The following is a 26,339-nucleotide window of genomic DNA, read 5'->3' as shown; positions in this document are numbered from 1 at the left end:
TCGTCTTGCTTGCCTTGCATCGGCTTAATCGACCCGCACGTACGCCTGCAGCAGCATGAACGCCGAGGCGGTCCATACGATCGCCGGGTCGCGCTGCGACGCTCCCGTGCGGGAGCTGAAGTTCTCGGCCATGCCGGCGGCCGACACGGTGTCGAGGAAGCGGACCGCCGCCTCGCGCGCGAACGCCTTCTCCCCCAGCTCATGCAGCGCATGGACGAGCAGGAACGCGGGAGGCGCCCACACCGGGCCCCGCCAGTAGCCGTCCTCGACATACAGCGGACTGTCCAGCGCCTCGCTCGCCCAGCCGTATTCCGTCCAGAACCGCGGGTCCCGCAGCTCCTGGATCATCGCCGAGGCCACATCCTCCGGCAGGCGGCGGCCGAGCAGCAGCGGGATGAACTCCAGCAGGCTGGAGGAGGCGATCCTCGCCTCTCCCTCCAGCCGGATCGGACGCAGCCGATCGCCGCTGCGGAACCGCTCCACCATTAGCCGCAGCAGCTCCTCGGCGCGCTCCGCCCAGTCCCGCGCCTGCTCCGGCATGGACAGCCGCTCGGCGACCCGCGCCAGCGTCTCCATCTGCAGCACGAGGTACGCGCTCAGATCCGGGCTCTCGAGCGGCACGCCGCTTTGGAAGATCGTGCTGTTGTCCCAGCCGCAGTCGTTGCCGTTGTGGTATTCCGGGATGCCGTTACCGTTGCGGTCGCGGTACGTCATCCACCAGTCCGTCCAGGCGGCGAGCGGGGCGTAGGCTTCCGTCAGCCGCTCGTCGGTGATCTGCTCCGGGGCGCGGTCCATCAGCCAGCCGAGGGCGAAGCCATGGATCGGCGGCTTGGTCGACCCCCAGTGCACGTACGTCTCCGTCATGCAGTCCGGGAGCGCTCCGTACCGGTCCTGCCGATCGAACATCAGCATGAGCTGGTCCCAAGCCAGATCGGGGTCGCCGTGAATGAGCGCCATCGCGTGGAAGCAGTGGTCCCAGCTCCAGATGCCGGCCATGCCGGTCATCGAGCTGTACACGGTGCCGCGCGTCAGATAGCCCGACGGCTGGACGACCGACGACCAGTGCAGGTAGGCCGCGAGGTCATACGCGTCCCGGTCGGCCGGGCGCGCGGCTTCGCCGAACGGAGCGCGCCAGGCCGCGTAGGCCTGCTCGGCCTCCGCGAGCGCGGCCGCGAATCGGACCGGATCGGCCGCAGGCTGCCAGACCGAGGCGCCGTAGACGAGCTCCAGCACCGCTTCCGCCGCTCCGGTCTCCGGGTCGGGCAGGCAGTCCACATAGCCCCAGACCGCGTTGTCGCCGTCCCATTCCGCGTGCCGTTCCAGCGAGCCTTCCAGAGGAAGCACGCCGGCGATCTCGTACTGGGCGCTGCAGTTGATCTCCGCCGCTCCCCGCTCCCGCTCCAGCAGATGCGAGGGCTTGACGAAGGTCAGGCGCAGGCCGGCGCCCTCCGCTCGAAGGACGAGCTGGGTCGGACTGCCGAAGCAGGCCTGGCCGGCTGTCTCGCCGCTGCGGAATTCCAGCACCGCCGGCTCCGCGTCGGCCGCGCTGAGCGGACGGACCTCGCCGTCCTGCAGCAGGTCGAGCTTGGCGATGCGGCTGCGCCAGCCGACCTTGCGTGCGGTGCACAGATACAGGCCCTCCGGCTCGTCCGGAGATTCGCCCATCCAGCGGATGGCGTAGGAGGAGCCGGGATAGCTGAACGGCGTCAGGGTCAGATCGAGCTTCATCGCCATCCTCCTATTCCTTGACCGATCCGAGCGTGATGCCCGTGATGAAGTAGCGCTGCAGGAACGGATAGATGGCCACGATCGGCAGCAGCGAGACCATGATCTTGGAGGCGTTGAGCGTCTGGTTGGACACCTTGCTCAGCTCGATCATCTGGTCCGAGGACATGCGCGTCGGGTCGATCTGGATGAACAGGCTCTGTAGGTACGTCTGCAGCGGGATCAGATGCTGGTCGCGGGCGAACAGCAGCCCCATCATGTAGTCGTTCCACGTATTGACGATGATGAACAGCGTGATCGTCGCCATGACGGGCAGCGACAGCGGCAGGTAGATCGTGAACAGGATGCGCCACGGACCGGCGCCGTCCAGCGCCGCCGATTCGTCGAGCTCCTTGGGCAGGCCGCGGAAGAAGTTGATGACGAGGATGACGTTGAACACGTTCAGCAGCATCGGCAGCACGAGCGCCCACATCGAGTTGTACAGGCCGATGCCCTTGACGACCATGTAGAACGGGACGAGGCCGCCGTTGAACACGAGCACGACGATGAACAGCCACATGAACATGTTCCGCAGGCGGAACTGCCGCGTCGTGCGGGACAGCGGATAGGCCGCCAGCAGCGTCACGAGGAAGCTGAGCACGGCGGTGAGGAACACCCGCTTCACCGACACCCAGAACGATTGGAGGAACTGGTGGTCCTTGAAGATCTGCTTGTAGGAATCCAGGTTGAAGCCCTGCGGATAGACGGTAATCATGCCCGCGTTCGCCTTGGACTGGTCGCTCACCGACAGCGAGAGCGTATGCAGGAGCGGCGCCAGGGAAGTGAGCGCGACGAGCGCGAGAATAAGGATGATGACCGTATCGGCCCAGGTATGGCGTTTCATCATGAGAGGTCGTTCCTCCTTTCTAGAAGATCCGGTAGCCGGCGAAGCGGTCGGCGAGCTTGTAGGCGCCGACGATCAGGAACATGCTGATGACCGACTTGAACAGGCCGACGGCGGTGCCGATCTCGAAGTTGATCTGCTGGAAGCCGACGCGGTACACATAGGTGTCGATGATGTCGCCGCTCGCGAACACGAGGTCGTTGTACAGGTTGAACACCTGGTCGAAGCCGGCGTTGAGCACGTTCTGCAGGCTGAGCGTGCCGAGCAGCACGATCGTCGTCGTGATGCCGGGAATCGTCACGTGGCGCAGCTTCTGCAGGCGCGTGGCGCCGTCCATGTCCGCCGCCTCGTAGAGGCTCGGGCTGATGCTCGTCAGCGCGGCGAGGTAGACGACCGCGGCGAAGCCGAATTCCTTCCAAACGTCCGTCGTCACCAGCAGCGGCCGGAACCAGAAGTTGCTGCCGAGGAAGCTCACCGCCTCGATGCCGATGGAGCCGAGCATCATGTTGATGACGCCGTCCTTGGCGAACATGTCCTTGATGATGCCGGCGATGATAACCCACGACAGGAAGTGGGGCAGATAGACGATCGTCTGCACCGTCCGCTTGAAGAAGCGCACGCGCAGCTCGTTGAGCAGCAGGGCGAAGACGATCGGCACGATGATGCCGGCGGCCATCTTCATCAGCGAGATGTAGACGGTGTTCTTGATGATCTGATAGATCTGCGGATCGACGAGCAGGTCCCGGAAGTTGTCGAGGCCGATGAACTCGGACCGGAACATGCCCTTGCCGGGATTGAAGTCCTGGAACGCCATGATGATGCCCGTCAAGGGCGCGATGCTGAACACGAGCGCGAGCGCGACCGCAGGCAGCAGCATCAGCAGGTAATGGAACGTGGTCGTCTTCCAGAAGGATTTTCGCATGGTTTCTCTCTGCTCCTGACTGGATCTACCCGTTGTTTTTCTGGACTTCTTCCTGGACTTCCTGGGTGACCTGGTCTCCGCCCTGCTTGTTCCAGTCCTCGACGAAGCGGTCGAAGGAATCGAGCGGCTCGTTGCCGGTGATGATCTTGAGGTACGCCTGCTTCTGCATCGTCAGCAGGCTTTCCCATTTGCGGTCCATCGTCTTCGTGCTGCCGTTGAACACGTTCGTGACGTAGTTCAGGTTGTCCGTCGAGCTGAGCTTGAGCGCGTCCATCCAGGCTACCCACGAGATGTGGTTGTTGAACGCGGCGTTCTTGTCCTCGTCGCTCATGGAGGAGAGCTTGTCGCGCACGGAGGCGAACGGCGTCTCCATCTCCTGCTTCAGCGACACCCAGCCGTCCGTGTCGTCCGGTCCGAGGATGCTCTCGTCCGCCTTGCCCTCGACGAGATCCTTGTACTTGATGTAGCGCTTGCCGAGCACTTCCGGATCGGCGATGCCGAAGTCGATGTACGTCGGATGCAGAAGCGTCGACAGCTTAATCTCCTTGTACTGCTCGTACAGCGCCTGAATCTCGGGGTCCTTGCGCTCCAGGATTTCCGTCGACAGGTTGATGAGCTTCATCGCCAGCTCCGGATTCTCGTAGCCTTTGCGGACGACGATGTAGCTGACCGGAGTCGGGTTGGACGCGACTTGCAGCTTGCCCTCGCTGTCCAGGATCGCATACGGCTTCCACTCCGCGTTCGGGTTGTTGCGGAGCGTGTTGCCGAGCGGATAGAACGGCGCGTACCAGGCCTCGAACACCATGCCGGCCTTGCCGGAGCTCACGTCCTCGGTCGTCTTGCCGCCGTCCTTCAGGCCGAAGTCGGAGTCCAGGCTGCCTTCCTTGTACATGTCGCGGATGATGCCGAGCGCCGTCTTGACCTCCGGCTGGATGCCGCCCCACTTGACGGTGCCGTCATCGCCCTTGATCCAGGTTTTGGGGAACGCCTTGCTCGTCCAGAACACGGTATCGAGCGTATGCAGGTTGAAGCTGTTGCTGTAGAAGTCCGGGTTGCTCTGCGCGACGAGGCCGAGCGTGTCGTTCTTGCCGTTGCCGTCGGGATCCTGCGTCGTGAACGCCTTGGAGATCGTACGCACGTCGTCCAGCGTCTTCGGCTCCGGCAGCTTGAGCTTCTCCAGCCAGTCCTGGCGAAGCCAGACGAGCATCGGCTGCGCCTGCTCCGGCACGCCCGGGATCGCCATCAGCTTGCCGTCGAACTTCGCGCCGTTCAGCGCCGTGTTGTCGTCGACCGCATAATGCTCCTTGACCGTGTCGCTCGCGTACTTGTCGAACACCTCGGACAGATCCTCGATCATGTCGCCTTCGACGAGCTGCTTGAGCATCGGCGTCGCCGTCGAGCCGTCGATCATGAAGATGTCGGGGAGCTGGTTGCTCGCGATGTCGACGGACAGCTTCTTGGAGTACTGCTCGCCGTCGGTCGGGGCGGACCAGCTGATCTTGCCCTTCACGTTCAGCTTCTTCTCGACGTAGTCCTGCCAGATGTTCTTCTCGTACGTATCGCCGTTCGGGAAGTTCGGGTTCTGCGTCGTTCCTTTCACCGTCGTGTACGACACCGTCTCGGCATAAGGCGACATCGGACCGTCCGGAGCGGCTTCGGCGGCTCCGCCGTTGCCGGCAGCCGCGTTCGTGCCCGGCGCCGGGGCGTTGCCGCCGTTTCCGTTGCCGTTGCTGCAAGCGGATGCAAGGACCAGCGCGCATAGGAACGCGGCGGCTGCGGCTTGTTTCGTCTTCATGGCTCATCCTCTTTTCTTGGGTGCGGGTGATGGACTTGATGGATTCAGCATACCTCCGATCCGCGAGGGGGACGGAGAGGGAAACGGGCGCTCGGGGAGGGAGGATAGGCAGAAAAAAAGGGCTTTCAACAATCAGGCCTCTCCCTGCCTGACGATCGCCCCCCTCGGGACCGGACGGAAGCGGCAAGGAAAAAGCCTTCTCGAGCCGATGGCTCAGGAAGGCTTGCCGCTCTGCGCTCCCGCCTGCATCCGGGTCCGGTACTCGCCGGGATTGATGCCCATGACCTGCTTGAAGACGGTGCGGAAGTACTTCTCGTCCTTGAAGCCGGCCTGCTCGGCGACGGCGTAGATCAGCTCGTTCGTATCGGCCAGCATGCGGGCGGACGCCTCGATGCGGAGGATCGTCAGCAGCTCGTGATAGGAGCGCCCGGTCAGCGGGCGGAAGCATTGGCCGAAGTAGCCCCGGCTGAGCCCGACCTTGCGGGCCGCATCCTCCATGAGCATGCCGTGCGCCGCCTCGGTCCGCATATGCTCCAGCGCCTGGTAGATGGCCGTGCCGGCCTCTGCCGTGGCGGCCGGGCTGCGCAGCTCGGGCAGCCAGCCGAGCACGAGCTTGCGGCATTCGGCCCATGTATGCGGTACATCGCCGGACAGCCCTTGAAGCGGCTTCAGATGCTTCCATACGCTCCAGCTGCGCTCCAGCAGGCCGCGGATCCAAGCGGGCTCCGGCTTCTGTCCGGCGACGCGGCTCAGCCAGTCGTCCAGCCGGCGCTCGTCGTAGATCCAGCGAAATCCGGTCCATTCCTTCTCCAGCCGCTCCAGCTCCGCTGCCGGCGGCGGCTCCCGCAGCTCCAGCAGCTCCGTGCGGGAGAGATGGGCGAGGATGCGCGGATCGGAGTCGGCCTTGTAGAAGAAGCCTCGGGCGACGGACGCTCTCGTGTCGCCCTTGGCTTCCCCGGCCGACAGCGGCTCGACGGTCATGAGCCGCCACGAGCCGGTCCCGTCCGCCGCCTCCAGCAGCGCGAGCAGCCGCTGCGGATCGTCCTCCGGCACGCGGCGCACGATGCGACCGCCTCCCGGCAGCTCGGAGGACAGCTCCTGCAGCCCGGCCGGAAGCGCTCGGGTCCGGTCGCCGGATGCCGGCACGAGGACCGCCTCCCACTCCTTGCCTTCTCCCTCCGGCCTGCCCTTGGCCGGGTGGAGCCGCTTCTCCTGCGCGATCCGATCGGCGATCCGCTGCAGCGATTCCTCCAGCACGCGCTCGCTCAGCTGCGTCTTGACCATATAGTCGATGGCGCCGATCTGCAGCGCCTCCTGCGCGAAGGCGAAGTCATGATGGCAGGTCAGCACGACGATGTACAGCTCGGGCATCTCCTCGCGCGCCGCGCGCATCAGCTCGAAGCCGGACATGACCGGCATCGTCAGGTCGGTGATGAGCACGTCCACGCCGCCCTCGCGCAGCCGCTCCAGCGCCCGCGCGCCGTTCTCCGCCTCGGCTACGATCTCGAAGCCGTACCGGCTCCACGGAGTCGTGTGGATGAGGCCCTTGCGGACGATATGCTCGTCGTCTACGATCATCGTTCTCATGTCGGTTCCTCCTCGTGGCTGCGGATCGGCAGGATGATGCTCATCGTCGTGCCCTCGCCGGGCGAGCTGGCCGCATGCAGGCGGTACGGCTCTCCGAAATGCGTGCGGATGGAGCGGTCGACGAAGCTGAGGCCGATGCCGAGCCCGGACTTGCGGCTGCTCTCGTCGCTCTCCTCCAGCAGCCTCTCCAGCGCCTGGCTGTCCATGCCGATGCCGTCATCGGACACCTCGATCGCGTAGTGGACCGCTCCCTCGCGGCGGACGCGCACGGTCACGCAGCCGTTCTGGTCCGTGAAGCCGTGGTACATGGCGTTCTCGACGAGCGGCTGCACGATGAATCTCGGGATGCGCTGCTCCTTGAGCTTGTCCTCGAGACTGATCTCCAGCCGGAACTGGTAGTTGTAGCGGATGCGCTGCAGCTTCATGTAGTCCTCGATCGCCTCCAGCTCCTCGGCGACGGTCACCCAGTCGCCCTCCTTGCTCAGATTGTACTGGAGGATGCGGCTGAACACCGCGACCATGTCGAAGATGTCCTCCTGCTTGCTCATCCTCGCCATCCACTGGATCGTGTTGAGCGTGTTGTGGATGAAATGCGGGTTGATCTGGTACTTCAGCTTCTCGACCTCCAGATGCCGCTTCCGGCGCTCCTTCTCCTCCACCTGCAGCAGCAGCTCGCCGATCCGCTGCCGCATCTTGGCGAAGCGCAGCAGCAGCACGTCGAACTCGAGAATCCGGACCGGGTGATGCTCCCGCTCGAAGTGGCTGTCGGCCATCGACTCGATCTCGCCCCGCAGCAGCGTCAGGCGGCTCTGGATGAGCCGCCAGACGAACAGCGCGGCGGCCAGGCTGATGACGAGGCACAGCGCGGCGAAGACGATGAAGCGTCCGAGCCACTGGTCCAGCTCGCTCCGGTAGAAGCCGGGATCGACCGCCAGCAGCAGATGCCAGCCCTCCGAACTCGCTTCGTGGAACAGCACGAGGCCCGTCCGCTCGTCGGACACGCTCTCGAAGCCGATGTCGGCCTGGCTGCCGACCGGGTAGGCATCCAGCTGGCTGTAGACGATGCGGCCCTGCTTGTCCGCGAGGATGTACCGGGCTGGGAAGCCGTAGCGCCCGTCGCTCAGGAGCTGGTCGACGACGTTGTAGTTCGTCTCGGCGTAAGCGTAGGCTTGCCGTGGCGAATCCGCCTGCAGCTGCACGGGCTGGATGACCGACAGCACGAGCTGCTTGCTGCCGTACAGATACAAGGACGGATGGATGCCTTGCACCTCAAGGCTGCCCTTGGCGGACAGCGCCGTGAAGCTGTCCGGCTGCGCATCCGGCCGGGCCAGCTGCGTGGACAGCAGCATCTCCCCGTTCTTCGGATCGAAGTAGCCGATCAGACCGAGGCTGGCGTTGGAATAGCTGATCGAGCCGAGCAGGTCGTCCAGATCCTGCTTGTTCTGGACTTTGGCGTAGCCCGTGCTGGCCATGTAGTCCTTGAGCCGTCCGGCGGCCGTGCCGCTGATGGCCATCTGCTTGGCGGCGGACTCCAGGTTCTGGATCGCGTTGCCGATCTCGCCCGCGACCTGGCGCACGTTGAGCTGCACGCCCTTCTCGACCTTGTTGCGGAGCACGCTCTGCATGGAGTAATAGGACAAGCCCCCGATGAGCAGCATCGAGAGCAGGATGTTGGCGACGAGGCAGGCGATGAGGATGCTGCGCAGCTTGTAGGCACGATGGGTCTGGACCCGCATAGGCTCCCCCGCTCCTCTTTCGGAATGGTATAGGGCTTTGACTTCCTAGTATAGCGTTGCCGGGCTCCGCGCAAAAGGGGAAAGCGGATGCTGCGGGGTGGACAAACGTCCGCTGCCTCCCGCGAAGCAAAACGGACCGGATGCCGGCGCGAGGCCGGCATCCGGTCCGAAACGAGGCGGCGGCTACTCCTCCAGCCAGAGGATGGAGGTTGAGCGACGCGGTATAGGACACCTCATGAATGCAAGCTTCATGGGTTCATCGCTCCTCTTCGATGCGGGAAGGCGCGGCGGCCGGCTGGAGGCCGCTCCACTGCTTCCCAATGCTTCCGGCCAGTCGATCGGCCAGCACGGCGTGGCCGTCCTCGGACGGATGGATCAGGTCGAACGCCAGCAGCGCCGGATCCGGCAGCAGCTGCAGGCCCGGCAGATGCACGACATTCGGACGGCCGAGCCGCCGCACCTTGTCCGCGACGATGTCCCGGAACGCCGCGCCGAGCGGATCGCCGGACAGGTCGCCCTTGTAGGCGAACAGGTCCGTGACGAAGATCCAGTCGTGAGGGCGCTTCTCGGCGAGGATCGACAGGAACGCATCCACCTTGCCGCGGAACGCCTCCGGCGAGCCGGGCACGCCGCGCGGCACGTCCCAGATCAGGTTGATGCCGAGCTCGATGAACGCCGCGTCCCAAGGCTGGGCCGCGATATAGGCGGCCATCTCGGGCTCGGCCATGGCGCCGCCGGCGCAGGAGACGCTGCGCAGGTCCGCGCCGAGCCGCTCGGCCGTCCGGCCGGCATACTGGCCCGACGGACGGACAGCGGACGCGCCGCTCGTGATCGACGAGCCGTAGGCGAGCAGCGTGCGGGACGGCATGCTGCCCGCGCGCGGCGGCTCCGCCTCCCCGTCGACCTCCACCAGCGCGATCCGGGTCTCGTACGGCAGCAGGATGCGCACGAGGTCGGGCGGGAACGCCGCCTGGGACTTCGCCGCCAGCTCCGTCAGCGCAGCCAGCTCCGCCGGCCTCTCGACGACGATCTCCGTCTCGTGCCGGCCGAGGAAGCGCGGCGCCGTCTCGGGGAACGTGCCGTGCAGCACCTCGGCGACCGCATGGCCGCCGGTCAGCTGCTCCGGATTGAGGACGGCGAACTTCAGGCGGATCCGGTCCGACTTCAGGTGGAAGCGCAGCTCCACCGCTCCCGTCTTCTGGCCCGAGTCCTGCGCGATGCCGTTCAGGGACAGGCGCAGCTCCGTCGGGATCCGGCACAGCTGCAGGCCTTCGGCGACGGGAACCATCTCGACAACATTGTGGAAATAGATGCCCTTGTCGATCACCGGCTCAGCCCCCCTGCGTCTCGACGTTGTACAGCTTGTACTTCTCGTCGCGGAACGTCCGGTAGAACGCGGTCACGTTGTCTTCCTTGCCGGCATAGCAGCAGCGCTGGCAGTAATACTCGTCGTCCGCCTTGTCGTAGGCGAGCAGGAAGTCGATCTCGCGGGCGAAGCAGGACGGGCACAGCAGCAGCTTCAGGCTTGCTCCAGAATCAGCCATGTCGCGGTGGCACCTCCCTGCTTCAGCGTCTTTTCGGAGGACAGCTTGTAATAAGGCTTGAACAGCACGCCCTCCTGCACCGAGCCGCGGTCGGCGGAGCCTGGCTCCGGCACGAGCGACACCCGGGTCCTCAGCTTGGGCACGGTGGCGGACAGGCGCTTCGGCGACTCCACCGCCGCCTTGCCCGAGCGGTAGGCATACGCCAGCGACGCGCTCTCGGCCGCGCCCTCGGCATGCAGCCCGATGCCGCGCATGTCCTCCGGGTAGATGGTCGTTCCGTAGCAGCCGTCGAATACTTCCGCCACGCCCACCTCGACATCCGGGTCCGAGACAGCGGCGACGCGCCGCTCGATGCGGATGCGTCCGGCGCCCTCGAAGGTGAACGTCGACTCCAGCGTCACCTCATGGCCGCCGACCTCCAGCACGATCGGGTCGACGATCAGCTGATGCTTGCCCTCGGCGCTGCGGCCGACGCGCCCCCCCGTGCGCACGTTCTCGATGCTGGCGGAGGCGCCGCCGATCGAGACGACGCAGCGATGGCCGGAATGGCCGCGATGCTCCTTGGCGATGAGGTACGGATGGTTGCCGTTCCACAGGATCTCGGTATCCGGCCCCATGTCGCCGGACAGCTCGCCGACATACGGCCGCAGATCGCAGATCGTGCCGCCGATGTTCAGGTCGATGGCGCAGCGGAAGGCGGAGTCGACGTACCAGAACGTCTGCCTTTTCGTGCCGGCGAGGATGTCCTTCCACAAGTTCACTTCCGGCTTGTCCGGCCCGGCCAGCAAGCGGTAAGCGTCGGCGAACCCGCTCATCGTGGCGAGCTCCGCCTCGCCTTCGTCGGCCTTTTGCCGCAGGTACTGCAAGGAGTCGACGTACAGCGCCTTGGCATGCTCCGCGTCGTCGACGAAGATGTTGCCCGGCATGACCCACGGCGTGCTGACGAACACGCTGTAATAGGAGAAGCCGTTGTAGTCCTTCTGCTGGATCCACTGGTCGACGAAGCGGCGCATGTACGGGCTGCGCGGGCCGTCGTTGGCCTTGGCCCTCATGACGTTGGCCGGATGGGACGAGAAGTAGTCGTCGCGGCTCGTCAGCGCCAGCACCATGTCGCGGTTGAGATGCGGCAGCGAGACGATGTCGATCGCCTCCTCCGCGCTCCGCGCCGGAGCGAGATGATGATGCCGGGACGGATAGAACGCGCCCCATGGACCGCCGTCGCTGAACAGGTACCAGGAGTTGTTGTTGCCCTCGAACATCTTGACGCCTTCCTCGAAGCAGTTCGTGATCGCCGCCTTCACCTGAGGCTGCTTCTGCTTGATGTAGAGAATCGTCTCGGAGTCGAGGATGTACCCGCCGATCGAGACCGGCGCGAAGCCGAACGCCTCCTCGAACGTCTGGAAGATGCGGTCGACGATGCTTTTCTTGGACGCGGTCGAGTGCAGGTAGAGGGCCATGTCGTCGCTCTCGGCGAACGGCCTCATCTCCTCGCACATGAAGTTGTGGAAATGGATGCCGATCTCGTCGCCGAGCTGCTGCTGCGTCTTGACGTAGGCGACCATCTCCGGATCGCACAGCCCTTCGTACGACATCAGGATCGTGGTGCGGATGCCGGCCTCATGGGCCGCATCCTGCTGGAACCGGAGCCCCTCGCGCATGGCGGGCCCGCGGTCGGCGCGGTGGATGACATTGACATACATCTTGTTCAAGCGCTGATCTCCTCTTTCCCTGGAAGGCTATCTCCCATCATAGAGAAGCCCTCCCGAACCCGGGAGGGAAGATAGGCGGGGATGGGGAGGAGGATCGGGAGGAATGCAGCCAGCGCCAAAAAAAGCCCTCCCCCGAAGGGAAGGGCCTGCGCATCCTGGATCGTAGGACGCCGCAAGCGCATGACACGCTATTCGTCCAGCAGCTCCACCGCCAGCCCGGCGATCCGCACGTCGCCGCAGCCGCCCTCCAGCCGGATCTCGTTGGACGCCCCCGGCCGCAGCGGCACCGTCAAGCCGGCATCGCCGTCAAAGAGCTCCGCCCCGCCCGTGGACAAGGCGTTCAGCAGCGACCAGTCCTCGCCGTTCACGATCAGCCGCAGCTTGGCGAGGCGCTCGGACGACGCATAGCGGACCCGCACGGCCGCGCGGCCGCCGCTCCCGCCGTCGACGCCGGCGAAGGCCGCTCCCGCGCCCGGCGCTTCCAAGCCTCCGATCGCGGACGCGGAGCCAGCCGCCTCCAGGCGAGCCCCTCCGTCCGGCCGGGCATCCGCCGCCGGATAGAACCGCCGCGGCCGCTCCGGCTCCGCCGCATCCCCGGCGCGCTCCACGCCCCCGGCGGTCTGAACGACGGTGCGGATCGAGCCGTCCGCCTCGAACTCCATCCGGTCGATGCACATGCTGCGCAGGTTGCCTTGGTCCGAGATCGCCTGATTGTGGTAGAACAGATACCATCCGCCCTTGAACTCGGCGACCGAGCCGTGCGTGGTGGAGCAGCCCGTCGGCTCGAGGAAGATGCCCCGGTACGTCCAAGGCCCGAGCGGAGAGGCGCTTGTCGCGTAGCGCATGCGGTTGTTGTCCTCCAGGTTGTCGGCGTACGTCAGGTAGTAGAGGCCGCCGCGCTTGAACACCCAGGCCGCTTCATGAAAGTCCTCCAGCCCTTCCATGTCCGCCATCCCGCCCCGGATGGACATCATGTCCTCCCCGAGCTCGCCGCCCTGGCAGCGTCCTCCGCCTCCGTAGTAGAAATAGTGCCTGCCGTCCTCGTCCTCGAACACGCACGGATCGATCATCGCGAAGCCGCCGAGGCCTTCCATATAGCCCTGGTCGCGGAAGCCGCGCGCCGGCTCGGAGCTCGTCGCCACGCCGATCTTCCACGTGCCGTTCCAGTCGGTGCCGCTCGGATGCGGATAATAGAAATAATAGACGCCGTCCTTGAAGGCGGCGTCGGGCGCCCACATGAAGCCGCCCTCGGGGCGGCCCCAGGCGACGTCGCCCGAGCGCAGGATCTCGCCTTCGTCGGTCCAGTCGACCAGATCGGCGGAGGAGAAGACGTGGTAGCGGTCCATGAGGTCGCAACCCCGGGCCGGGTCCATGTCATGCGAGGCGTAGATATACAGGCGGCCGTCCCCCCACGCATGGGCGGAAGGGTCGGCGGTGTAGATCGAGGTCACGATCGGGTTGCCTGCCGTCTTGCGGCCGGCTGCTGCTTGCAGATTGTCGTTCATGGGCAGAGTGCCTCCTCGAAAGGGATGATGGGTCCATCTTACCCTTCCGGCCCGTCCGGCCGGTAGGAGGCATCCTTGGCGTTTGCAGGGCGGTCTTGGCTTGTCTCCCCGCCCGGCTGCGCCAGCCTCCGCTCCGCTCCCGCATCGTCGGGCGGCAGCGCCGGATGGCGGATCACGATGCGCGTGCCCTGCTCGCCGGTGTCGATGCGCAGCCGGTAGTCCGGCCCGAAATACAGCTTCAGCCGCTCGTTGACGTTGCGCAGGCCGACGCCGGTGCGGCGGCCGCGGACCGGGGCGGACTCCTCGCTGTCCAGCGCCCGGAGCACCGAGTCCGGGATGCCCCGGCCGTTGTCGGCGATCTCGATCCGCAGGTCTTCCCCGTCCATCCTGCCGGTCAGCACCACCTTGCCGCGGTCGATGTTCTCGCGGATGCTGTGCTGGATCGCGTTTTCGACGAGCGGCTGCAGCAGCAGCCGGATGAGCGGCCGCTCCAGCATGCGCTCGTCGAAGAAGTACGCGACGCGCAGCGGCCGGCCGATGCGCGCCTGCTCGATCTGCACATACGCCTTGACCTGCTCCAGCTCCCGGCCGACGGTCGTCAGCTCCTTGCCCTGGTTGAGGCTGAGCCGCAGCAGGTTGCCGAGCGCCGACACCATCTCGCCGATGTCGGTCCGGCCGTGGTTCTCCGCCTTCCAGCGGATCGAATCGAGCGTATTGTACAGGAAGTGCGGGTTGATCTGATGGCTGAGCACCTGGAACTCCAGCTCCTTCTTGCTGCGCTCGGCGAGCGTGGACTGCTCGATGAGCGACTCGATCCGCCGCAGGATGCGGTTGAAGCCGCGGTACAGCCAGCCGATCTCGTCCTGGCGGCTCTGATGCGGGATGTGCAGGGCGAAGTCGCCGTCCTCGAGCTTGCGCATGAGCCGCACGAGCTGGAAGATCGGCTGCGTGAACGACAGCGTGATGTAGGCGACGACGCCGACCGAGCAGACGAGATAAGCGGCCAGGAAAAAGACGAGCAGCCGGTTCAGGTCCGACACCGGCTTCGTCAGCGCCTTCATCGGCGTCAGGCTGACGAGCGTCCACGGCAGGCTGTCCATATTGACGAATGTCGCCAGCTGCTCCTCTCCTTGCAGCGGGATCGTCATCTCGCCCTCGGTCTGCACCTGCCGCCTCTGCTCCAGCTCGGCGGACGGAAGCGGCTGCCCGGTCCACTCGCTGCGCGAGGAGTCGAACAGGATCTCTCCTTGCTCGCCGAGCAGCAGGAAGCGCTGGCCCTCCAGCCGCTTGGTCGGCGAGAAGAAGCGGCTCAGGTGGCTCTCGGACAGGTCTGTCGCGACGAGCCCGCGCGGCGTCCGGTCATGGAGGCCCGTGAACGTCTTGACGTACACGAGCAACGGACCGGAGCCGGGACCGCTGCCGAGCGCCAGGCTCCAGGTCGGCACGACGCTCTGCCTGGCGCGCTCGAACCACGCCTCCCGCTCCACGCCGGGCGGCGCGCCGAGCGTGCGCATATAGGTCGGATAGGCTTCCATCGGCAGCGGGAACACCCGGACCTGCAGCGCGTCGATCTGCTTCTTCTTTTGGTAGACGAGGTTGAGGAGGTCGACCGCGACCGCCTCCTCCTCGCCGGCCTCGTCGGGCGGCGCGGCCAGCATCGCCTGCAGCGCCCCGTCGCCGATCAGGTCGTTCACCTGGTCGTTGAGCTGGTTCAGGTAGGCCTCCACGTTGCGCTTGGTCTGCTCCAGATAATCCATCGAGAACGTCGCGTTGGCGTTCTGGATGCCCTCCACCGACTTCGTGTAGGCATAGGAGGCGAACAGCAGGAACGGCACGATCGTAATCGCGAAAAAAAGGAAGATCATCTTGTTGCGGAACGAGGAGGCGAGCTTCAGCGAGCCCTTAATCATCCAGGATGCCTCTTTGCCTGCGGTATTCCTTGGGCGTCATTCCGAGCTGCTTCTTGAACAGCTTGGTGAAATGCACCGGGTCCTTGTACCCGACCGAGTAGGACACCTGATAAATCTTGAAGCGGACGTCGGCGAGCAGCTCCTTGGCCCGGGCCAGCCTCGTCTCGGTCAGCTCCTCGAGGAACGTGCGCCCCTTTTCCTTCTTGAACAGCTTGCTCAGCCAGACCGGCGTCACATGCACCTCGTCCGCGACGGCCTGCAGCGTCAGCCCGTCCGCATAGCGGGCCCGGATGATCCGCTCCGCCTCCTGCACGATCTGGCTCGTCTGCGCCGACGTGCGGCGCAGGTCGCGGGCGGCCCGCAGCAGCGCTTCCTCCGCATGCTCGCGCAGCGACTGCACGTTGTCGTAGCGCTCCAGCTGCTCCCAGAGCGCGATCGGGTCCCTCTCCCAGGAGCGGTCGCTCCAGCCGGCCGCCGCCGCCAGGCGATAGACGTCCATCAGCCAGTGGAAGACCGCTTGCTGGATATCCTTGAGCCCGTCCCGCTCCCACGACTTGACCATGGCGGAGAAGCCTTCCATCGCCGCATGGATGTCCTCGTCGGAGCCGTAGCGCAGCAGGTCGGCCGCATCGGAAGGCTCCCGGACCGACAGCGGCTCCTCCGCCTCGAGCTCCTCCTCGGAGCGTTCGGTGAACACGCGGCCGCCGCCGTAAGCCGCCTTTTTCTCCAGGTATTCCCTGCATTCGGAATACATCGGACGCAGATGCGCCCAGTCGCGCGGAGCCGACGACAGCGACAGGCTCGCGCCGACCTTGACGAAGCGCCGGATGCGCTGCAGGCATTCCTCGGCGACAGCGAGCGCCCGCTCCGCCAGCCCTTCGTCGGGGCAGGCGAGCACGGCTGCCCAGCGTCCGTCCGAATCGGGGAACAGAACCGCCTGGCCGGGATACTCCTCGGCAAGCGTCTGGCTGACGACGTTGCCGATGCCGAACCGGATCAGCTCCGCTTCGCCCGGATAGCGGCTGGAGGCGGCGACCGCCTTCAGGTCGTCCGCCTCCGCAAGCAGCATCAGCAGCGGCATCCGCTCCATCCACTCGAGCTTCAGCGCCTGAAGCCGGTGCTGCACGCGCGTCTGCCGGTACGGGTCGTACCCGCTCTCCGCCAGCTCCCGCAGCACCTCGTCCCGCAGCTTGGGCAAGGCGAGCCGCATCTGGTCGCTCAGCTGCGAGCGGCTCGTCCGCTCCGCCCGCTCGGCGGCGATCGTATCGGCGGCCCGCCGCGCGATCCGTCCGAGCTCGTCCTTGCTGATCGGCTTGAGGATGTAGTCCATCGCCTGCAGCTGCATGCCCTGCTTGACGAGCTCGAAGTCGTCGTAGCCGCTGACGAGGATCGCCTTCCACTCGTAATCCGGGACGGAGCGCAAGGCGTCCAGCAGCTCCAGGCCGGACATGCGGTTCATCTTGATGTCGGTCACGATCAGATCGGGCCGCCGGTCCAGCGCAAGCTCCAGCGCCTCGTCGCCGTCTCCGGCCGTGAGCACCTCGGACATGCCGAATTCCTCCCATGGAATCTGCCGCCGCAGCCCTTCCCGGATCTCAAATTCGTCGTCTACGATCAGCACGCTCAGCACGCGGAATCACCCTCCGTTCGTTCGGTCTTGGAGATAGCGGTCGATCTGCCGCTGCACGTCGGCCAGGACGCGCGCCTTGCCGGCGCGCTCCTGCCGGTCGCGATACGTCCGGACCGCCGCCTCCGGATCGCCGGCCATGCCGTACTCGATGCGCTTGCCGAGCTCCTCGTACGCCTGGTCGCGCTTGGACAGCTCGGAGAAGATAAGGTCGTCGCTGATGAACAGGCCCGCCACCGGCGAGTCGACGTTCATCGGCAGCTCCGCGAAGCGCGTCTCTTCCTCCCAGAAGCCTTGCGGGTAGGTCGTCGTCGGCCGCATGAAGGCGGGCTTCCAGAACGCCCACTGACCGTCCCAATCCATGTAGTTGCTCGTAGCGAACTGCATCTGGCTCGGGTAGACCGCCTTGCCGTTCTCCAGCAGATAGGTCTTGCCCTGGATGCCGTAGATGACGAGATCGTACAGCGTCCGGTCCGTCTCGAGCAGGTCGAGGAAGCGCAGCACCCGGTCGGGATGCTCCGAATTGCGGTTGATGGCGACGACGTTCGCCGTCGGCGACCGGTTGACATACCGCTTGTCGGGATACAGCAGCGACATTTGCTGGGCATAGGAAGGATCGGTGAAGCCGGGATCGGCGGCGAACGCCCACTCATGGGACGTGATCGTGAACAGCATCTTGCCGCCGCGCCACTGGTCGGCGGCGCTCTCCTTGTCGATGAGCGCGTCGCGGTTCAGGATGTTGCTCTCGTACCAGCTCCGGCTCATCCGGGCCGCCTCCAGATAGAACGGCTGGTCCTCGAGCGCCCTCACCGTCAGCTTCGGATCGCCGAGGTAGAAGCCGAGGTTATGGAAGCCGAGATCGACCCACTCCTCCCTCACCGTATAGATCGGCAGCGGCGAGGTGCGCGTCAGCTTGGCCTCGGGGTAGGCTTCGCGCAGCTCGTGCAGCAGGCGGTCGACGTCCTCGATCGTCCGGACCGAGTCCGGTTCGCGCGCGATGCCTGCCTTGCGAGCCAGATCGGAGCGCCAGCCGGCATAGAAGCGCTGGTTCATCTTGACCGTCCACGGAAGCGCGACGATCTCCCCGTCCACCGTCGCGGAGCCGAGCGTGCCCTGATCCTTGTACTTGGCATACAGGTTCGGAGCATAGCGCGGCAGCAGGTCGTCCAGCGGCAGGTAGGAGCCTCTCGCGGCCATCTGCTGGTAGGAGGTATCGGAGTCGAAGTTGAGGTCCCAGCGGTCTCCCGCCGCCGCCATCACCAGCAGCTTGCCGGGCATGTCCGGCCACGGGATGAACTGGATGTCGAACTTCACGTTCAGCCCTTTCGCCTTCACGTAGTCGCTGACGGCCGTCCACACCTCGTCGGTCGCCGCTTTTTTATCCCCTCCGAAATAAAACTTCAGCGTCGCCTCCGGCTCGCTCGGAACGGGACCGCCGCTTTCCGGCTCGCGGCCGTGCACCCCCTGCCAGGCCAGTCCCGCCGCCATCATCAGCAGCAGGCCCGCCATCGTCAGCGCGATTCGGCGCTTGATTGCGGACATCGCCTTTGGCCTCCCCGGGCCGCCGTGCAAGCGCCTTTCGAGTTGGATGCGCTTACATGATCGGGGCCGTTTCCCCTCATGATAAGCCTCGCCGGCGCATCGGGCAATGGGAGGATATTGGCTCTTGCAGGGCGATCTTGGCCGCCCCCCGATCGGGCGCGCCAAAAAAGGGCTGGACGGGAGCGTCTGCCCCCGTCCAGCCCCGTTCCGTTCGGGCCGCCGGCTTATTGAAGCGAAGCCCGCAGCTCCGCCGTCTTCTTGTTCCAAGCCTCGGTCTCGGGAATGAGGTCGTTGATGTCGCGGTCGCCGAAGATGATGTCGTTCAGAATGTTGTTGTAGTTGTACTCGTTCCAGGCGGGCACGGTCAATCCGGGCTGGATTTTCGCGTTCTCGCGGGCCATCTTGACCGCCTCGATGTTCTTGCCCTCCCAGATCGGCGCCTGGTCGTAATATGCGGTCAGCTCGGGGTCGACGACCGACGCGTTCGCGCCCTGGTCGATCTTCCACTTCTGCGCCTCCGGCGTGAACTGGAAGCTGAGCCAGAGGAACGCCTCCTCCTTGTGCTTGGAGCCGGACAGCAGCGCGAGCGGCCCGTAGATCGAGTAGCCGGGCTGGCTGACCTTGCCTTTCGGGAACGGCAGCACGTCCCACTCGAACGTCGCCTTCTCCTTCAGCGTCGGCAGCACCCAGTCGCCGCCGATGGCGAACCCGGTCTTGCCGTTGATGAACTCCTTCGTCACATTGCCGGTCGCGTTCGCGTCGGCCTCGCTCTGCATCGAGCCGTCCTTGGTGACGAACTCCTGCAGCCACTTCGCGTCGTTCATGACGTCCGGGGTGCTGAGCAGGCTCTGCGTCAGATCCTCGTTCATGTAGTGCAGGTTGGCGGCATGGCCGTCCGCGATCGCCTTCGTGCTGAGCAGGCGCATCTGGATCTCCGGCTGGGTCGTCACGCCGTACTCGCCGGCGTCCGGATCGGTGATCGCCTTGGCGATCTCGCGGAAGTCGTCGTAGGTCCAGTCGTTGCCCGGCATGTCGACGCCGTGCTTGGCGAGCAGGTCCTTGTTCACGAGCACCCACATCGGCACGTCCACCATCGGCACGGCCAGCTTTTTGTCCTTGAACGTCATCGTGTCGAAAAAGCCGTCCGGGAACGTCGCGTTCTGGAAGATGTCGCTCCGGTCGATGTACGGTCCCAAGTCCTCGATCAGCCCGTTCTGCTCGAACGTGATGAGGTCGGTGTCGATCTCCGTCACGTCCGCCGGCGTGCCGGCCGCCTCCTGGGCCGCGATGATTTCCAGGATCGGCTGCGAATTGACCGGAATCTGCTCGATCGTGATCCACGGGTACTTCTGATGGAACAGCTCGTACAGCTCGTTGTACGAATCCTTCCAGGAGATGAAGCGCAAGGTGACCGGCTCCTTCTCCTCGCCGGCGCCGCCTCCTCCGCCCGGCGAAGGCTCGGCGGCAGCGGCGCTCGGCGCCGGACTTCCGGAGGCGGCCGGAGCGTCCGCTCCGTTCCCTCCGCTGCAGCCGGACAGGATGACGGACAGGGCAAGCGCCGCGCCGAGCGCGGATTGAATCGCGGGACTTCTCTTCATGATTGTTTCCTCCCCATAGAATTGATGATGATGGAACGTTCCCAGGCGTCGCCGTCGGCGATCCTTGGGCCAGGCAGCCGTCCGCGGCGGACGGCGCGCATTCCCCCTCTCCAGGCGGCTCGGCGCACGGCCGGCCCGCATGCCCGCTACTCGACGAGGCCCGTGCGCTCGATGCCGGCGACGAACCAGCGCTGGAGCACCATGAAGATCAGCAGCGGGGGCAGGATGATGAGGAACGCCGCCGCCATCTTGGTCCCCTCGGTAACGGGGTTGGTGATGAAGTGCGTATTGCCGAGCAGCGACGGATTGAGCACGTCCTCGAGGTTGTCGAGGCGGATCGACAGCGGCGTGAAGCCCTGCGCGAGGAACATGGACGGCTCGTAGGACATGTTCCAGTACCAGATGAACGAGAACAGGAACACGACAAGGCAGGCCGAACGGGCCAGCGGCAGCATGATGCGGAAGAACAGCCGCAGCGTGCCGGCTCCGTCCAGCTTCGCCGCCTCCTCCAGGCTGGCCGGCTGCGCATGGAAGAACTGGCGGAAGATGAGGATGAACAGCGCTCCCTTGAGCCCCTGTCCGAACAGCGCCGGCACGAGGAAGACGAAGATCGTGTTCAGCAGCCCGAGCTTGCTGAAGATGACGTACAGCGGAATCAGGATGACCTGCGGCGGGATGAGGAACGTGAGGATGACTAGAGCCGTAATCAGCCCCTTGAACGGCACGGCGAGCCGCGCGAGCGCGTAGCCCGTCATGGCGCAGACGACGACCTGCACGAGCGAGCAGCTGACCGCGATCAGCGCCGTATTGCGCAGCGCCTCCGGGTAGCGCAGCCCCTCGACCGCCTTCGCCAGGTTGTCCCAGGTGACCCGGCGGGGGATCCATTTGACGGTCGGATCAAGCAGGTCGCTCATGTCCTTGAGCATCGTGCTGACCATGTACAGCAGCGGCTGCAGGTACAGGTAGGCGACGATCGACAGCAGCGCGTAGATGGCCGCCTTGGCGAGCAGGCCGTCGGAGAGGCTGCGCCCGAGCACGAGCATCTTCGCTTTCTGGACGCGCCTGCCCCGCAGGCCGCCCCTCGCCGGAGCGCCGTTCTCGGGCAGCGGTGGATAGGCGCTCATGCGCGTTTCCTCCTTTGGTTCATGCTTCGTCCCAGGAAGCCCAGCACGAGGGCGATCAGGACGAAGATGAAGGCGAAATAGATCCAGGCGAGCGCGCTGGCGTAGCCGTAGCCCGTCTCGACCTTGAACATGTTGTCGCGGATATGCTTCAGCACCGGGTTGAGCGGGAACGTGAACAGGTCGATGATCGTGTACAGCGCGTTGAGGCTGATGAACGGCATGCTCGCCGGCAAGGTGATTTTCCAGAAGCTGTCCCAGGGCGACGCGCCGTCGATGCGGACCGCCTCGTAGATGGAGGGCGGCACGGTCTGGAAGCCCGCGAGGAAGATCAGGATCTGTACGCCGGAGTACCACAGGATGAGCACGACGCGCCCGAGCACCTCCATCACCGTCCGGCCCAGCTCGCCTCCGACGTATCGGCGGACGAGCGGCTCCAGATTGTACTGGTCGAGGAACGGGACGTCGCCCGCCCCCTGGACGAACAGCTCCGACAGCACCTGTCCGGTCGCGAAGATGACGGGCAGGAAGAACAGCGCGCGATAGACGAAGCGGCCCGGAAAGCGCTGGTTGAGCAGCAGCGAGATGAGCAGCGCGAAGATGACGATGACCGGCACCATCAGCAGCATCTGCTGGAAGTAGGTGATGAGCTCGATCGGAAAGACATTGTCCTTGACGAAGGCGTCCCGGTAATTGCCGAAGCCGGTCCAGTCGTACTTGAACCCGCCCGGCACGACCGCGACCTTGTGCAGCGACAGGAACATCGACCAGCCGACCGGCACCGCGACGAACGCGCAGAAGCCGACCGCCCAAGGCAGCAGGAACAGCAGGCCGATGCCGTAGCGCCGGGCGGCATGCTTCAGGGCCAGCTTTTTTCGAAGCGCGGCTTCGCTCATGCTCCTCCTCCTTTCTCGATGGCATAATCGCCTGCCGCGTAGTCGACGACGACTCTCGTGCCGTCCTCGTAGGTCGTCGCGTACCGCTCCGGACCGAGCTTCTCATGGCCGACGATGCGCAGCGCGAGCACGCCGGCCAGCTCGTCGAACCGCGCGTACTCCTGCGCGATCCGCTCCTCCCACTTGTCGAAGCGGCTGCTGTAGAGGAAGTCCGACGGCGTCTCCTTCAGCTTGCGGGAGTCGTCGTGCGTGACGAAAAACGAGGGCAGGGCGCCGTACTCGATCGCCCGCAGGAACTCCCGGGTGTCGTCGTCGCGCAGGTTGGCCGGGCCGAACGCATACGGGACGTAGCCGTGCAGCGCGATCGGGTAGAACGGCACCGTCTCGTCGATCATGAAATCGCGGCTCGAGTCGGAGGGCAGCTCCAGGATGGCGTCGACATGGCCGAGCACGTAGGCGTTGCCACGCTTGACGGACGCCGAGCCGAGCTGGCGGCGCGTGTAGTCGAGCACGCCGCCGTACACCTCGGCCGTGAACGCGCGCGGCCGGATGCCGTCCGGCTCGTAATCGTTGAACACCGTATCGCCCAAGCCGCCGTACACGATGCCGCTCGCGCCGAGCTCGCGCAGCCGGTCGACCGTATCCGCCGCCGCGGCCGCCGAGAAGGCGGGCTTGGCGAGGAACCAGCCGTCGTCGGTGAACGCCGTGCCGTCGATTCCCCGTACGGCGTCGGTTTTGCCGCTCGCGCCCGAGGCTTCGTCCACCCAAAGGAAGTCTTCGTAGAAATCCACCTTCGCGCCGAGCGCCTTCATCTCCGCCAGGAAGGAGCGGGCGGCGTCCTCCCCTCCCAGCGCGGACTCGATCGGAAACCGCTTCTCCGTGTCGTAGTCGCCCCGGTTCTGCCAGCCGTAGTAGACGATCCGAGCGGAGGCGACCCCTTTCACCCGCAAGGAGCGCACCATCTCGGCGGCCTGGCGGAACGTGGTGGCGGCGACGTAGCGGATGCGGCCGAACGCCTTCTCGTAGTTGCCGCCCATGATCTGCAGCTGCAGCGGCACATGCTCCGCCGGCCGCAGCGGCTCTCCGAGCCGGCCCTCCGCGATCAGCCAGTCCCGGTAGGACGCCGCCATGCCGGCATAATCGGCATCGCCGCCGTTCAGGAAGCGGTACTCCACCTCCCGGTCGACGTCCAGCCGCTGCTTCTGCACGGCCTTGGTCGGCGCGGCCAACCGGCTCATCCGGTACAGATATTCCTCCCGGTACAGCTGGCTCGCGTGCACGCTGTACCGGGACGACTTGACGCCGGGCGGCACCGCGGCGATGACGGCCGCCCCCTCGCCCTCGGACAGCACGGCCAGGAACGCATGCCCGCCCCGCTTCAGCCCGAACGCCGGATAGGCGATGTCCTCGCGCAGCTGGGCGTCGCGGGTCCAGGAGTCCGTCCGGGCCAGCTCGGCTCCGTACACCTGATGGGCGTAGCCCTTGGACCGGCCGGCGCGCTCCGCGTCGAACCGGATCAAGCCGCCCGGGCCGTCCGGCACGAACAGGTAGCCGTCCTCGCCCGCCTCCGCCGCGCCGAAGAAGGGCAGCAGGTCGAGCGAGAATACGGCATAGCCGCCTTGCTCGACGAGGCCGGCCGCCGGAACGGACGCCTTCAGGCCGGCTTCGGTCAGCGCGTAGCGGACGGCGAAGCCGATCTTCCGGTCCGGAAAGAAGTAGCGGGCCTCGACGCCGTCGGCGGTGCGAAGCAGCTCGAGCCGCATGCCCTTGCTGAGGCTGTTCAGCGACTCCCGGATCGTCTGGTCCTTGCCCTCGGTGCGGACGAGCGTCAGCACGAACGGGGACTGCAGGTTGGCGAGCGGCAGGCCCTTGACCTTCTCCCGCGCCAGCTCCTCCCGGGACGGGCTGCTCGACCAGCGGTAGCCCGACCGCCGGTCCTCGACCTCGATCGAGCCGTCCCGGGGCCGGATGCGCAGGCGGAAGGAGCCGTTCTCGGCGGCCAGCGCGTACCCCCGCCCGTCCGCGGCCGGCTGCCACGCCTCGCCCTTGGCGAGCGCGGCCCGGGCCGCAGGAGCGGGATCAAGGCCGAGACGCGCGTACGTCTCGGCGGCCGTCGGGCGGGAGCCCGATCCGGCGAGCAGCAGCGCCGCAGCCGCGAGCGCGGCCAGGACGGCCGCGGCCGCGAGCTTCGTGCGGCGGGACATTCGTTTCAGCACGTTAACGATGGAAGCTCGCCTCCTTGTACAGCTCCTGGATGAAGTCCAGCAGGTTGTAGCTCAGTCCGAACACGATGAAGCCGAACAGCCAGATCGTGCCGATCGCGAATACGGTCACCGCCGAGCCCCGGATCGTCTCCACGAAGTCGAAGTTGTGGATGACCTGCGTCATGACGAAGAACAGGACGCCGAGCCACAGCAGCATCAGCCCCGAGGTAAACGAGACGAGCACCTGCTCGTCGAGCGTGGCGACGTTGGAGAAGACGAGCCTCGGGACCGACAGGAACACATACGGCGCCAGCGCGTAGACGCTGCCCTGCACGACCTCCCGGAACCGGCCCTCCCCGTCCCGCACGCTGCAGACGAGATAGTTGGCGACGACCCAGGTCGCCCACGGGAGGAGGAACAGGCCGAGCTCCCGGAGGAGGTTGATGTCCGCGCGGTCGACCGGATCGAACAGGAATCCGGTCCCGTAGACGTTCGCCGTCTTGGCGGCGATCGCGGCGCCGAGCAGCGCCGCCGTGAGCCATGCCGGCACGCGCGCTTCCTTGAGCCGGTAGAACGCCTCGTACGGATGCAGCATGACGGTGCCGTAGGTACGCAGATGGCCCAGGAGGCGCGATCCGCGCTCCGGCAGCGGGCGGCGGCGAAGACGGCGACGGACGAGCCTGCCGCCGAAGCGCAGCAGCAGCGCCAGCGCGGCGAGCCCTCCGAGCAGCGGCACGAAGCGGCTTTGCAGCCATTCCAGCCGCAGCTGCCAGAACGCCTTGGAGTAGCCGTCCGTATCGAACGCCGTCCGCATGAACGACAGCGCCTTGGCGTCGTCGCCCTCATGCAGGTAAACCTTGCCCAGTCCCTGGAAGGTGGCGCCGAACATGTCGTTGCGCGCGTAGACGTCCTCCCAGTACGGCTTGCTCTCCTCGTAGCGGCCGTCCTGGTAGAGCGCCATCGCCGTCAGCGCCTGGCGCCCGAACGCCGTGCGGACGAACTTGTGCACCGAGCCGGTGGCGGCATCGGCGATCCACACCGCGCGGTCCGCGTCGACGCCGATCGCCGTCGGGTAGCCGACGATGCCGTACTGCTGCGTCTCCTTGTCCACGCGGCCGAAGGCGAAGAGCGCTTCGGCGGAGCGGTCGTAGACGCTGATGAAGCCCGAGTCGAGGTCGACGGCGTACAGGAAGCCGTCCCCGTCGATCGCGGCGTCCACGATGCCGTGGCCGTTCACGAGCGTCTTGTTCTTGAAGGCGTCCACGCCGCCCGCATTGAGCTTGCGCAGAGCGCCCTTGCCTTCGCCGCCCGCGGTAGCCGTATAAAGGAAGCCGTCCCCGTCGATCGCGATGTTGGCGATCGGCTTCGGCAGCGCGGCCTTCTCCTTGGCCAGCTGCTCCTTGTTCAGGACAAGCTTCTTGAGCCAGTTCAGCATCGACGTGTCCGCCTTGTTCGCGCCGAAGTACCCCATGAACTCGCCCTGCGGATCGATCCGCACGAGGCCTTGGTAGGAGGAGTTCAGCGCGATGTACAGGACGCCGCGCCGATCGACGGCGAGCTTCGTGGGGACGAACGCCTCGGCGCCGAGCAGCGGCGACTTCGGCTTGCGGTACTCCCGCTGGAACGATCCGTCCGGTCCGAACACCGCGATCCGCTGATTGCCGGAGTCGGCGACGTACAGCCGTCCGTCTGCGGCGGCGAACAGCCCCTCCGGCGAGCTGAGGCGGCCCGGTCCGTCCGCCTCGCCGACGATCCTCCTGACGGCTCCGTCCGGGGCGAGCACGACGACGCGGTCGGCTTTTTTGTCCGCGACATAGATGCTGCCGTCCGGGCCGGGCATCAGGTCGGACGGCTCCTCGAGCTGCGCCGAGTACGCCCCGGCCGGCTCATAGACCGGCTGGATGCGGAACCAGTCCGACTGGTTGGCGTCGTAGTAGAACGTCCGGTACGGAAGCGCGGCGGCGGCCGGCGAGGCGGCGGCGAGCAGCAGCACGGACGCGAGCAGGCAAGCCATCCATTTCGTCATAGTCCGACT

At 66.0% G+C, this 26,339-nt stretch carries 18 protein-coding genes; all 18 read right to left on the bottom strand.

Annotation, left to right across the window (positions count from 1 at the left end; all coding sequences use genetic code 11):
- Positions 1-24: 24 nt before the first annotated feature.
- Positions 25-1,728, bottom strand: coding sequence for an amylo-alpha-1,6-glucosidase (locus tag HGI30_RS08125; protein WP_168907166.1), 1,704 nt, complete (start codon positions 1,726-1,728; stop codon positions 25-27).
- Between the two features lie 10 nt (positions 1,729-1,738).
- A complete protein-coding gene (locus HGI30_RS08120) occupies positions 1,739-2,611 on the bottom strand; it encodes a carbohydrate ABC transporter permease (protein ID WP_168907165.1) in 873 nt (290 codons plus the stop codon).
- A 19-nt stretch (positions 2,612-2,630) separates the two neighbouring features.
- Positions 2,631-3,530 carry an ABC transporter permease gene (locus tag HGI30_RS08115; RefSeq protein WP_168907164.1) on the bottom strand — a complete coding sequence of 300 codons (900 nt, stop codon included), beginning with the start codon at positions 3,528-3,530 and terminating at the stop codon, positions 2,631-2,633.
- Between the two features lie 25 nt (positions 3,531-3,555).
- Positions 3,556-5,325: a type 2 periplasmic-binding domain-containing protein gene (locus HGI30_RS08110; RefSeq protein ID WP_168907163.1), complete on the bottom strand. Its 1,770-nt coding sequence runs from the start codon at positions 5,323-5,325 to the stop codon at positions 3,556-3,558.
- A gap of 213 nt (positions 5,326-5,538) precedes the next feature.
- The gene (locus HGI30_RS08105) at positions 5,539-6,912 is read right to left on the bottom strand and encodes a response regulator transcription factor (RefSeq protein ID WP_168907162.1); all 1,374 of its coding nucleotides are present in this window, start codon (positions 6,910-6,912) and stop codon (positions 5,539-5,541) included.
- Complete coding sequence (locus HGI30_RS08100; protein WP_168907161.1) at positions 6,909-8,648, bottom strand: cache domain-containing sensor histidine kinase; 1,740 nt, start codon at positions 8,646-8,648, stop codon at positions 6,909-6,911. The genes HGI30_RS08105 and HGI30_RS08100 overlap by 4 nt, the downstream gene beginning before the upstream one ends.
- A 256-nt stretch (positions 8,649-8,904) precedes the next feature.
- The gene (locus tag HGI30_RS08095) at positions 8,905-9,975 is read right to left on the bottom strand and encodes a GDSL-type esterase/lipase family protein (RefSeq protein ID WP_168907160.1); all 1,071 of its coding nucleotides are present in this window, start codon (positions 9,973-9,975) and stop codon (positions 8,905-8,907) included.
- A 4-nt stretch (positions 9,976-9,979) separates the two neighbouring features.
- Positions 9,980-10,192, bottom strand: a complete 213-nt coding sequence (locus HGI30_RS08090) for a hypothetical protein (RefSeq protein ID WP_168907159.1) — start codon at positions 10,190-10,192, stop codon at positions 9,980-9,982.
- Complete coding sequence (locus tag HGI30_RS08085) at positions 10,168-11,901, bottom strand: DUF3863 domain-containing protein (RefSeq protein ID WP_168907158.1); 1,734 nt, start codon at positions 11,899-11,901, stop codon at positions 10,168-10,170. The genes HGI30_RS08090 and HGI30_RS08085 overlap by 25 nt, the downstream gene beginning before the upstream one ends.
- A 188-nt stretch (positions 11,902-12,089) precedes the next feature.
- Positions 12,090-13,406: a family 43 glycosylhydrolase gene (locus HGI30_RS08080; RefSeq protein ID WP_168907157.1), complete on the bottom strand. Its 1,317-nt coding sequence runs from the start codon at positions 13,404-13,406 to the stop codon at positions 12,090-12,092.
- Between the two features lie 38 nt (positions 13,407-13,444).
- Positions 13,445-15,316, bottom strand: a complete 1,872-nt coding sequence (locus HGI30_RS08075; protein WP_168907156.1) for a cache domain-containing sensor histidine kinase — start codon at positions 15,314-15,316, stop codon at positions 13,445-13,447.
- Positions 15,309-16,946 (bottom strand): response regulator, encoded by a 1,638-nt coding sequence (locus HGI30_RS08070; protein WP_168907155.1) that lies wholly within the window; start codon positions 16,944-16,946, stop codon positions 15,309-15,311. Before HGI30_RS08070 ends, HGI30_RS08075 begins: the two co-directional genes overlap by 8 nt.
- 6 nt (positions 16,947-16,952) lie before the next feature.
- Positions 16,953-18,485 carry an extracellular solute-binding protein gene (locus HGI30_RS08065; protein WP_168907154.1) on the bottom strand — a complete coding sequence of 511 codons (1,533 nt, stop codon included), beginning with the start codon at positions 18,483-18,485 and terminating at the stop codon, positions 16,953-16,955.
- A gap of 224 nt (positions 18,486-18,709) precedes the next feature.
- Complete coding sequence (locus tag HGI30_RS08060; RefSeq protein ID WP_168907153.1) at positions 18,710-20,083, bottom strand: ABC transporter substrate-binding protein; 1,374 nt, start codon at positions 20,081-20,083, stop codon at positions 18,710-18,712.
- Positions 20,084-20,229: 146 nt separating this feature from the next.
- Positions 20,230-21,207, bottom strand: coding sequence for a carbohydrate ABC transporter permease (locus tag HGI30_RS08055; RefSeq protein WP_168907152.1), 978 nt, complete (start codon positions 21,205-21,207; stop codon positions 20,230-20,232).
- Entirely contained in the window at positions 21,204-22,100 is an 897-nt protein-coding gene (locus HGI30_RS08050; protein WP_168907151.1) for a carbohydrate ABC transporter permease, read from the bottom strand. Before HGI30_RS08050 ends, HGI30_RS08055 begins: the two co-directional genes overlap by 4 nt.
- Positions 22,097-24,304 carry a DUF5696 domain-containing protein gene (locus HGI30_RS08045; protein WP_168907150.1) on the bottom strand — a complete coding sequence of 736 codons (2,208 nt, stop codon included), beginning with the start codon at positions 24,302-24,304 and terminating at the stop codon, positions 22,097-22,099. Before HGI30_RS08045 ends, HGI30_RS08050 begins: the two co-directional genes overlap by 4 nt.
- A gap of 13 nt (positions 24,305-24,317) precedes the next feature.
- Positions 24,318-26,330 (bottom strand): YIP1 family protein, encoded by a 2,013-nt coding sequence (locus HGI30_RS08040; protein WP_168907149.1) that lies wholly within the window; start codon positions 26,328-26,330, stop codon positions 24,318-24,320.
- Between the last annotated feature and the right edge of the window lie 9 nt (positions 26,331-26,339).

This window comes from Paenibacillus albicereus, from assembly GCF_012676905.1.
Classification (GTDB): Bacteria; Bacillota; Bacilli; order Paenibacillales; family Paenibacillaceae; genus Paenibacillus_O; species Paenibacillus_O albicereus.
The sequence above is the reverse complement of the archived record's forward strand: the minus strand, read 5'-3'. Positions and strand labels throughout refer to the sequence as shown.

Excerpts from the sequence above, each read along its gene's own strand:
- HGI30_RS08120 (WP_168907165.1), bottom strand. The coding sequence starts at position 2,611 with ATGATGAAACGCCATACCTGGGCCGATACGGTCATCATCCTTATTCTC.
- HGI30_RS08045 (WP_168907150.1), bottom strand. The coding sequence starts at position 24,304 with ATGTCCCGCCGCACGAAGCTCGCGGCCGCGGCCGTCCTGGCCGCGCTC.
- HGI30_RS08075 (WP_168907156.1), bottom strand. The coding sequence starts at position 15,316 with ATGATTAAGGGCTCGCTGAAGCTCGCCTCCTCGTTCCGCAACAAGATG.
- HGI30_RS08060 (WP_168907153.1), bottom strand. The coding sequence starts at position 20,083 with ATGAAGAGAAGTCCCGCGATTCAATCCGCGCTCGGCGCGGCGCTTGCC.
- HGI30_RS08110 (WP_168907163.1), bottom strand. The coding sequence starts at position 5,325 with ATGAAGACGAAACAAGCCGCAGCCGCCGCGTTCCTATGCGCGCTGGTC.
- HGI30_RS08040 (WP_168907149.1), bottom strand. The coding sequence starts at position 26,330 with ATGACGAAATGGATGGCTTGCCTGCTCGCGTCCGTGCTGCTGCTCGCC.
- HGI30_RS08100 (WP_168907161.1), bottom strand. The coding sequence starts at position 8,648 with ATGCGGGTCCAGACCCATCGTGCCTACAAGCTGCGCAGCATCCTCATC.
- HGI30_RS08090 (WP_168907159.1), bottom strand. The coding sequence starts at position 10,192 with ATGGCTGATTCTGGAGCAAGCCTGAAGCTGCTGCTGTGCCCGTCCTGC.
- HGI30_RS08055 (WP_168907152.1), bottom strand. The coding sequence starts at position 21,207 with ATGAGCGCCTATCCACCGCTGCCCGAGAACGGCGCTCCGGCGAGGGGC.
- HGI30_RS08050 (WP_168907151.1), bottom strand. The coding sequence starts at position 22,100 with ATGAGCGAAGCCGCGCTTCGAAAAAAGCTGGCCCTGAAGCATGCCGCC.
- HGI30_RS08125 (WP_168907166.1), bottom strand. The coding sequence starts at position 1,728 with ATGAAGCTCGATCTGACCCTGACGCCGTTCAGCTATCCCGGCTCCTCC.
- HGI30_RS08115 (WP_168907164.1), bottom strand. The coding sequence starts at position 3,530 with ATGCGAAAATCCTTCTGGAAGACGACCACGTTCCATTACCTGCTGATG.
- HGI30_RS08065 (WP_168907154.1), bottom strand. The coding sequence starts at position 18,485 with ATGTCCGCAATCAAGCGCCGAATCGCGCTGACGATGGCGGGCCTGCTG.
- HGI30_RS08080 (WP_168907157.1), bottom strand. The coding sequence starts at position 13,406 with ATGAACGACAATCTGCAAGCAGCAGCCGGCCGCAAGACGGCAGGCAAC.
- HGI30_RS08105 (WP_168907162.1), bottom strand. The coding sequence starts at position 6,912 with ATGAGAACGATGATCGTAGACGACGAGCATATCGTCCGCAAGGGCCTC.